This is a genomic window from uncultured Faecalicoccus sp. (genome assembly GCF_944327125.1).
GTDB lineage: Bacteria > Bacillota_I > Bacilli_A > Erysipelotrichales > Erysipelotrichaceae > Faecalicoccus.
Window position 1 is genome coordinate 1 of sequence record NZ_CALVGO010000064.1, and the last position, 7,510, is coordinate 7,510.

General features: G+C 42.6%; 9 protein-coding genes. 5 read left to right on the forward strand and 4 right to left on the reverse strand.

Going from position 1 to position 7,510, the window contains the following annotated elements; all coding sequences use genetic code 11:
- Both Q0K03_RS06745 and Q0K03_RS06750 read right to left on the reverse strand, forming a co-directional pair.
- Nucleotides 1-152 (reverse strand): ATP-binding cassette domain-containing protein (locus tag Q0K03_RS06745; RefSeq protein WP_297238957.1); only part of this gene is annotated, 152 nt, incomplete at its 3' end.
- Nucleotides 149-514: a GntR family transcriptional regulator gene (locus tag Q0K03_RS06750; RefSeq protein WP_297238949.1), complete on the reverse strand. Its 366-nt coding sequence runs from the start codon at nucleotides 512-514 to the stop codon at nucleotides 149-151. The genes Q0K03_RS06745 and Q0K03_RS06750, both read right to left, overlap by 4 nt.
- A gap of 148 nt (nucleotides 515-662) precedes the next feature.
- Here Q0K03_RS06750 and Q0K03_RS06755 point away from each other — a divergent pair, with 148 nt between their 5' ends.
- From Q0K03_RS06755 to Q0K03_RS06765, 3 genes are all read left to right on the forward strand, one after another.
- Entirely contained in the window at nucleotides 663-1,106 is a 444-nt protein-coding gene (locus Q0K03_RS06755; protein WP_297238950.1) for a CBS domain-containing protein, read from the forward strand.
- A gap of 135 nt (nucleotides 1,107-1,241) precedes the next feature.
- A complete protein-coding gene (locus Q0K03_RS06760; RefSeq protein WP_297238951.1) occupies nucleotides 1,242-2,429 on the forward strand; it encodes a hemolysin family protein in 1,188 nt (395 codons plus the stop codon).
- Nucleotides 2,404-2,973, forward strand: a complete 570-nt coding sequence (locus tag Q0K03_RS06765; RefSeq protein ID WP_297238952.1) for a xanthine phosphoribosyltransferase — start codon at nucleotides 2,404-2,406, stop codon at nucleotides 2,971-2,973. The genes Q0K03_RS06760 and Q0K03_RS06765 overlap by 26 nt, the downstream gene beginning before the upstream one ends.
- Nucleotides 2,974-2,994: 21 nt before the next feature.
- On the opposite strand, the gene Q0K03_RS06770 is transcribed toward Q0K03_RS06765, so the two are convergent.
- Nucleotides 2,995-4,665 (reverse strand): hypothetical protein, encoded by a 1,671-nt coding sequence (locus Q0K03_RS06770; RefSeq protein ID WP_297238953.1) that lies wholly within the window; start codon nucleotides 4,663-4,665, stop codon nucleotides 2,995-2,997.
- A gap of 76 nt (nucleotides 4,666-4,741) precedes the next feature.
- Nucleotides 4,742-5,326 (reverse strand): histidine phosphatase family protein, encoded by a 585-nt coding sequence (locus tag Q0K03_RS06775; protein ID WP_297238954.1) that lies wholly within the window; start codon nucleotides 5,324-5,326, stop codon nucleotides 4,742-4,744.
- 256 nt (nucleotides 5,327-5,582) lie between these two features.
- Here Q0K03_RS06775 and Q0K03_RS06780 point away from each other — a divergent pair, with 256 nt between their 5' ends.
- Nucleotides 5,583-6,149 (forward strand): manganese efflux pump MntP family protein, encoded by a 567-nt coding sequence (locus tag Q0K03_RS06780; RefSeq protein ID WP_297238955.1) that lies wholly within the window; start codon nucleotides 5,583-5,585, stop codon nucleotides 6,147-6,149.
- Between the two features lie 27 nt (nucleotides 6,150-6,176).
- Nucleotides 6,177-7,454 (forward strand): L-serine ammonia-lyase, iron-sulfur-dependent, subunit alpha, encoded by a 1,278-nt coding sequence (locus Q0K03_RS06785; protein WP_297238956.1) that lies wholly within the window; start codon nucleotides 6,177-6,179, stop codon nucleotides 7,452-7,454.
- Nucleotides 7,455-7,510 lie beyond the last annotated feature (56 nt).

Below are 7,510 nucleotides of genomic sequence, written 5' to 3' on the forward strand. Positions count from 1 at the left end.
TCGTTGATCAATTTGATCATCGTCGTTTTTCCACTGCCGTTGGTCCCTAACAATCCGACGATCTTTCCAGGCTCTAAAGTCACATTGATCGAATCCAATACAACCTTAGAGCCAAACTTTTTCGTAATGTTCTGTAGTTCTAAAATACTCATTTTTCTCCCCCCAGCTTTTCTATTTCCTCCAGAATCTCTTCCATCGTAAATCCCATTTGTTCCATGGAACGCAAAAACACTGTAATCTGTTCACGGGCAAGATCTTTTCTTAACTGAAGAATCTTTTCTTCATCCAGATCGACATATCGTCCACTGGTCCTATGGGAACAAACGATTCCTTCTGATTCCAGAATACTGAAAGCTCTCTGCATGGTATTGGGATTGACCTGCATCAAAGAGGCCATCTCACGCACAGAAGGCAACTTATCCCCCGGGGCGTATTCCCTGGTGATGATCTTGACCTTGATGCGATCGACGATCTGTAAATAGATCGGCCGCTCATTGGAAAATGGATTGTTCAAGCGCATCCCTCCTGTATTATTGTACTAGTTATCTAATACAATAATACAAATAAGATTTTAGATTGTCAACCCAATAATTTCACACGATTTCTTTATTGAATTTCTATAATCTTTTGATAGGATAATTTCATAAGGTGGTAGAAAGATTATGCAGGAAAATGTCTTCTTTTTCTTAACAATGAAAAAAGATGTGATCTTCTTTTACGATCATTTAAATGTCGAGGAAGGCTTGAAGCTGATGCGGGAACATGGATTTACCGCCATGCCTGTAATCGACTCTAAGGGAAGATACATCGGTACAATCAACGAAGGAGATTTCTTATGGTACTTTATCGATCATCCGGATATCTCTTATGAGGAAACCCGAAATACACTGATCAAAGATCTGATCCGGGATGATTTCACCCCTCCAATGATGATCGATGCGACCTTAACGGAACTGTTCAAACAGTCGCTGAAACAAAACTTTGTTCCTATTGTCGATGACCGAAACATCTTCATCGGCATCGTCACCCGAAGCAATATCATGAAATACTTATTAAAGGAACAGGAAAAACTGATTCCGTTGATCATTGAGGAATCTCAAAACTAAGAAAAGAGCACAAGGTGCTCTTTTCTCTTTTTCTAAAATAGTGTATGATTGACTCAAATCACAAAAGGAGCGTGTTGATATGAATTCAGATGATGCCTATCCCTCATGCCCATGGAACCATGGAGGTCTTGAGTTATGATATTGATCGTCTGTAGCGTATTTTATATCATTTTGGTCTGCGTGTTTTCCTATCTTCAGGGAACACTCAATTCGCATTCCATGTCGGAAAAGAAAAAAAAGCTGCCCCAGCTGGTTACTGTACAGTTTCTTCTGGTACTGACATTGACGGGTTATGCCCTGATCGTACAAAATCAGCTGGCAAAAGTGCTGAGTCATCACAAGGGATACATCTTTGCGATATGGATCCTGATCGTCTATTCTTTTATCATCCTGCATCGCCTGTTTAAAGGACAGGGCGCCAAAAAGGAAAAAGAATCGGCGATCCCGCTGATGCGCTTTCTCCAGATCCTGTTCACCCCTTTTACATTTTTCATCCGTATCCCGGTCTTTAACGAGACGCCGGAAGTCACGGAAGAAGACATTCTGGAAATGATCCAGACTTCACAAAAAACAGGACATATGGAAGAACCGCAAAAAGAGTTGTTTGAAAATGTCTTTGAATTTGATGATACCAGTGTGGAAGAGATCTGTACCCACCGCAGCGAAGTGGTCTGCCTTTTCCTGGATGATCCGATGGAAAAATGGCAGAAGATCATTCACGACAATCGTCATACTTTCTATCCTGTGTGTCAGGAAGACGAAGACGATGTGATTGGCATTTTGGATACCCGTGACTATTTCCGCATCGATAACCTGGAACAGGACCATGTTCTGGCTCATGCCATGGACAAACCGCTGTTTGTGCTGGAAAACACCAAAGCCGATGAGTGTTTCAAGGAAATGAAAAAGCGAAAATACTATTTCGCTGTGGTGATCGATGAATATGGCGGCATGTCCGGCATCGTGACCCTGCACGATATCGTAGAAACCATTCTGGGCGAGATGTATGAAGAAGACGAAGAAGAGCCCGAAGAGATCCAGGTCCTGGATTCCAATTCTTACCGTATCTATGGTTCTTGTTCTCTGGAAGATGTACAGGAAGCCCTTCATATTGAACTGCCTACCGAAGACTATGATACTTTTGGAGGCTATATATTAGGATGCAACGGATCGATTCCTGATGATGGAGAACAGTTTGATCTCCATCTTGAACAAATGGATATCACCGTAAAGGAAATCAAAAACCATCGTGTCTTAGAAACGATCGTAAATGTGAAAAAGAAAGAGGAAACGAAAAATGAAACTATTACAGGAAACAATTGAACAAAGAGGAACCATCATCAATGAGGATATTTTAAAAGTGGACAGCTTTTTAAATCATCAGATCGATTGTGACCTCATGGAAGCCATGGGAAAAGATTTCGCTGAACACTTTAAAGATATGGGCATCACCAAAGTGGTCACCATTGAATCCAGCGGGATCGCTCCGGCCGTATTCACCGCCAAAGAGCTTCATGTTCCTGTGATATTCTTAAAGAAAAGTGAACCCAGCACCATGAAAAACCCAGTGTTCACCGAGGCTTTCTCATTTACGAAAAACAAAAAATATACCTTATGTATGGAACGTCAGTTCCTTCAGGAAGACGATAATGTATTATTCATCGATGACTTTTTGGCCAACGGACAGGCTTTTCTGTCCGCTGAGAACCTGATTCATCAATGCGGCGCAAAAGTAGCCGGCATTGGGATCGTCATTGAAAAAAGCTTCCAGAAAGGAAGAAGCGAGATCGAAGCCAAAGGATATCAAATCTATTCACTGGCCAGAATCAAAAAAATGGCCCCTAACCATATCGAATGGGCAGAATAGGCAAAAAGGATTGAGTGCATGTCAATCCTTTTCATTTGCCTTCTTGATCAACAAAAAGATTCCCAGCACCGATAAGATCATCGATCCCGATAAGATTCCTATCGATGTCTGCACTGCCGTATCCGGACTTTTATCTTTATCCCCAGGCTTTTCCTGTCTATGGGCATCTTCGTTTTCTTCTTTTCCAATTTCGGTTCCAGTCTCTGGTTTAGAGCTTGATCCTTTTCCATCCTCATCCTTTTCCTGAACCTTGACACGAAGTAAGACATCGTCCAAAGTCAGATAATTCGCTGTATCTTCAGGGGTGTACTTTGCCTTATATTCCACTATTCCTGCTTCATTTAAGATCTGATTGCCTTCTTCCCAGCTAAATCCTTCGGGAAGAGAAACCGAAGAAAGTTTGTCCCCTTTCCACCCTTGCAACAAATCCGGAATTTTTATATTGGGCTGAGCCTTATAGATCTGAAATTCCCGAATGGCCTTTAATTCCTGATGCACCCCGTCAAAAGGAACATAGGCTTGCACGTACCATGTCCCTGCCAAAGTAGGAACCTGGCCCTCAAAAGGACCGTCTTTTGACGCCGAGTAGCTGTAGATCACCTTTCCAAATGCACTTTGCGCCTGCGGCAAAGATGGGTTTTGTCCATAGGTCCAGTTCTCGATTGTCAGCGGCTGGATCCAGGAGTTGTCTTCTTCAAAAACCAGAGATGCCTTGAACGTAGATGTCCCCACCTTGTAATCATAAGAAACCTGCATTCCCGGGCTCACCCCTTGCAGGACGGCGTTTTCAATCGTTATGGATCCATCGGGTACGATCATGGAAGGATCGATATCCATATCCAGATTTCTAAGATCGAAAGTCGTCTGATCTTTGGGAATCAAGACCTTATAAGGCCTCTGGTCCTGCATGCTGATCTGGGTGGCATCGGCAATATCGGTATGAATAGAGATCATACGGTTATTGGTTAAATTCACAGCACTTCCACTCAAATGAGGGAATCCGGTCAGATCGATCGTAGACAGATTGGTATTATGACACCACAGCTGGCTTAACGCTTTGTTGGCTGAAAGATCCAGTTCTTTTACAGGCGTCCCGGAGATCCACACGCTTTCTAGTTCTGGGTTGGATGAAAAATCAAAACTTTCGGCATTCCCAGCCAGATACGTAAAGACTTTCAAATTCGGATTATGACGGGTGTTGATGGAACCTAAAAGACTGCCCCCCGCAACGAGCTGTTCTAAATTCGTATTGGAAGAAATATCCAGCTGGCTAAGAGCATCGTGGAAACAATTGAGCGCCGTCAGCTTAGGATTGTGTGAAATATCCAGAACGGAAATGGGATTTTCATCACAGACCAGATCGATCAGCTCTGTATTTTGTGAGACATCCAACACAGAGATCGCATTTTCTCCACAGTTTAGATCTTGAAGAGAGGAAAAATACTCGATCCCCTGCAGTGACTGAATGCCTTTATTTCTCACCGATATATTTGTGATAGCCTCGATCTCTTCCGAAGACAAAACCGCATCGTGATTGGCATCCCATGTCTTTTCCACATAGGATCGAAAGATCGGATCGGGAAACGTTTCTTCCTGGATAGGAACTTCTTCCAAGGCAGAAACGGATACTGGATCGAACATAAACAGCGATCCCACCAAAACAAAAACTGTTATCAAGCCTAGTCTTTTCATACAGACCTCTTTTCCAGGTATCTTTTGTACCTACAGGCATCATAACAGTCTCTTGGATTGAATGATAATGATATGCTCACAGGATTTTGGGAAGAGCTGTCACTTCGATTTTTCCGTGTTGAACTTCTATGACCGATACAGAACAGTTCGGAATCAAATCGCGGGTCACCTTGATTTCTTTGGACATTTGGAAAAAGGACATAGAGTTTTCCTCCAGAAACTGGCGAATCACAGACCCATGACTGACAACCAGCACATCCCCTTTTTCGTTTTGTTCCATTTCTTTGCAGGCTTCCGTGAATCGAAGTGCCGCATGATGCCGGTCTTCCCCGCCATATTGATAAAACAATTCCGGAATGGCAATCCCATCTGGAAAAAGATCTTTGACCCTGGCACCTTCCAGATCCCCAAAGTATACTTCCTTGAGCCGTTTGTCTCTTTTTCTGGGAACCGGGCGATCATTTAAAATCAAATCCAGTGTATCCAGAGCCCTTTCACTTCCTGAATGGTAGCCGGCCGCCAGAGGAATGGATAAAAAATATTCAGAAAGCTCTTTGGCTTGCTGGATTCCTAAAGGTGTCAAAGGAGAATCGCACCAGCCTTGTACACGTCCTAAATGATTGAATAAAGTATTTCCATGCCGCACGATATATATTTTCATGGATAGCTCCTTTCCAGAATGTGTATCCTTCTTTTCTATGCGTCTATTGTAGCACATGTTGTATTAGAATGAACTAACCATATAAAATTGCGATTTTTATGAGGGTTTGTTAGAATGAAACCGACGTAAGGGAGTAGTTATCTTACAGATAGGTAAGTGTGTAAATCAACATATTGATCATTCGATCTGGTTTACTGTAAAAAACGAGACTTATGCGATTTTTCGCATTGGCCTCGTTTCTTTTTTTGGAGGATTTATGGATACTTTTACTTTGATTTTGACCGCCGTTTCTCTAGCGATGGATGCCAGTGCCGTCTCTTTGGCCAAAGGCATGGCTTTGCCTCGAAAAGTTCTTTTAAAATATGCCCTCTATTTAGGGTTTGCCTTTGGCTTTTTTCAAGCTTTGATGCCATGTATTGGTTATTTTGCGGGCATTCAGTTTGTTTCGCTGATATCCCATATCGATCACTGGATCGCCTTTCTCTTATTAGGATGGATTGGAATCAACATGATCAAAGAAGGCCGTGAAACCATTGAAAAAGAAACTCAAATTGAATCCATTTCTTTTAAAACTATCTTCACTTTAGCCATTGCCACAAGTATTGATGCCCTGGCTGCCGGGATCAGCTTTGCCCTCTTAAACGTTTCCCTCTTTCAGGCGGCTTTTTGGATCGGGATCATCACATTTCTTCTTTCTTTTTCCTGCGTGATCCTAGGCAAAAAGTTAGGATCCCTGTTTCAAAGATATGCCCAGTATCTGGGAGGAGGAATGTTGATCATTTTAGGCTTTAAAATCTTGATAGAACATCTGTTTATCGCGTAGAATATAATCGATAATAAAGAGGTAGTTATGAACAAAAAAGATAATGTATATCATCAGTATGTAAAGGCATTAAAAGAAGAACTCGTCCCTGCCATGGGATGTACCGAACCCATTGCGATCGCATACTGCGCCAGTCTGGCAAACGAGGCTTTCGAAGGAAACTGTGAAGAAGTGATCATCCAGGCCAGTGGAAACATCATCAAGAATGTAAAAAGTGTGACGGTCCCCAATACCGGGGGATTAAAAGGAATCGAAGCTGCGGCCGCTGTGGGAATCGTTGCGGGAGATTCTAAAAAGAAACTGGAAGTCATTTCTGAAGTCACAGAGAGTCAAAAGGAAGCCCTTAAGGACTTTTTAAAGACAACCCTTATCCGTGTAGTCCCGCTTCCTTCAGAGATTCCTCTGGATATGATCGTTACAATAAAAGGAAAAGAACATGAGGCAAGTGTCCGTATCGCCAAAGGGCACGAACACATTTTATGGATCAAAAAGGATGATAAATTTCAATATGTACGTCCAGAAGAAGAAAAAGATTCGACCGTGGATACCAATCATTCCTTTATGAGCGTACAAGGCATCTATGAATTTGTATGCGATGCCGATATCGATGACGTAAAAGAAACACTGGACCGTCAGATCCAGTACAATATGGCGATTTCTAAGCGCGGATTGGAAGAATCCTTTGGTGCCAACATCGGGAAAATCATTCTCTCAAGAAACGATGAACTTCTAACCAAGATCAAAGCTTATGCCGCAGCCGGAAGTGATGCCCGTATGAGTGGATGTGAGCTTCCGGTGATCATCAATTCAGGAAGCGGAAATCAGGGAATGACCACCAGCATCCCGGTTATTGTATGGGCCAGAGAAAAGAAAATCGATGAAGACAAACTTTATCGTTCTCTATTGATGTCCAATCTGATCACGATGCATCTTAAACAAGGGATCGGAAAACTGAGTGCCTATTGCGGGGTCGTTAGTGCCGGGGTCGGTGCCGCTTGCGGAATCTGTTACATGGAAGGCGGAGATTTGGAAGCCATTTCCCATACACTGGTCAATGGAATCGCCATGATTTCAGGAACTGTATGCGATGGAGCCAAACCAAGCTGTGCCGCCAAAATTGCCAGTGCCGTTGAAGCCGGATTGTTAGGGTATGAAATGTACTTGAACGGACAGGAATTCAAAGATGGCGAAGGCATCGTCAAAAAAGGCGTTGAAAATACGATACGAAATATTTCTTTGCTTGCCAAAGAAGGAATGCGTCAAACCGATCAAGAAATCATAGAGATCATGACCGGAAAATGTTGATAAAAAGGGATGAATTCCATCATCCCTTTTTTTAGTTCACACTTCGATCCTGAATC

Coding starts and splice junctions, on each gene's coding strand:
- Q0K03_RS06765 (WP_297238952.1), top strand. CDS start 2,404: ATGAAACTATTACAGGAAACAATTGAACAAAGAGGAACCATCATCAAT.
- Q0K03_RS06770 (WP_297238953.1), bottom strand. CDS start 4,665: ATGAAAAGACTAGGCTTGATAACAGTTTTTGTTTTGGTGGGATCGCTG.
- Q0K03_RS06760 (WP_297238951.1), top strand. CDS start 1,242: ATGATATTGATCGTCTGTAGCGTATTTTATATCATTTTGGTCTGCGTG.
- Q0K03_RS06755 (WP_297238950.1), top strand. CDS start 663: ATGCAGGAAAATGTCTTCTTTTTCTTAACAATGAAAAAAGATGTGATC.
- Q0K03_RS06775 (WP_297238954.1), bottom strand. CDS start 5,326: ATGAAAATATATATCGTGCGGCATGGAAATACTTTATTCAATCATTTA.
- Q0K03_RS06780 (WP_297238955.1), top strand. CDS start 5,583: ATGGATACTTTTACTTTGATTTTGACCGCCGTTTCTCTAGCGATGGAT.
- Q0K03_RS06785 (WP_297238956.1), top strand. CDS start 6,177: ATGAACAAAAAAGATAATGTATATCATCAGTATGTAAAGGCATTAAAA.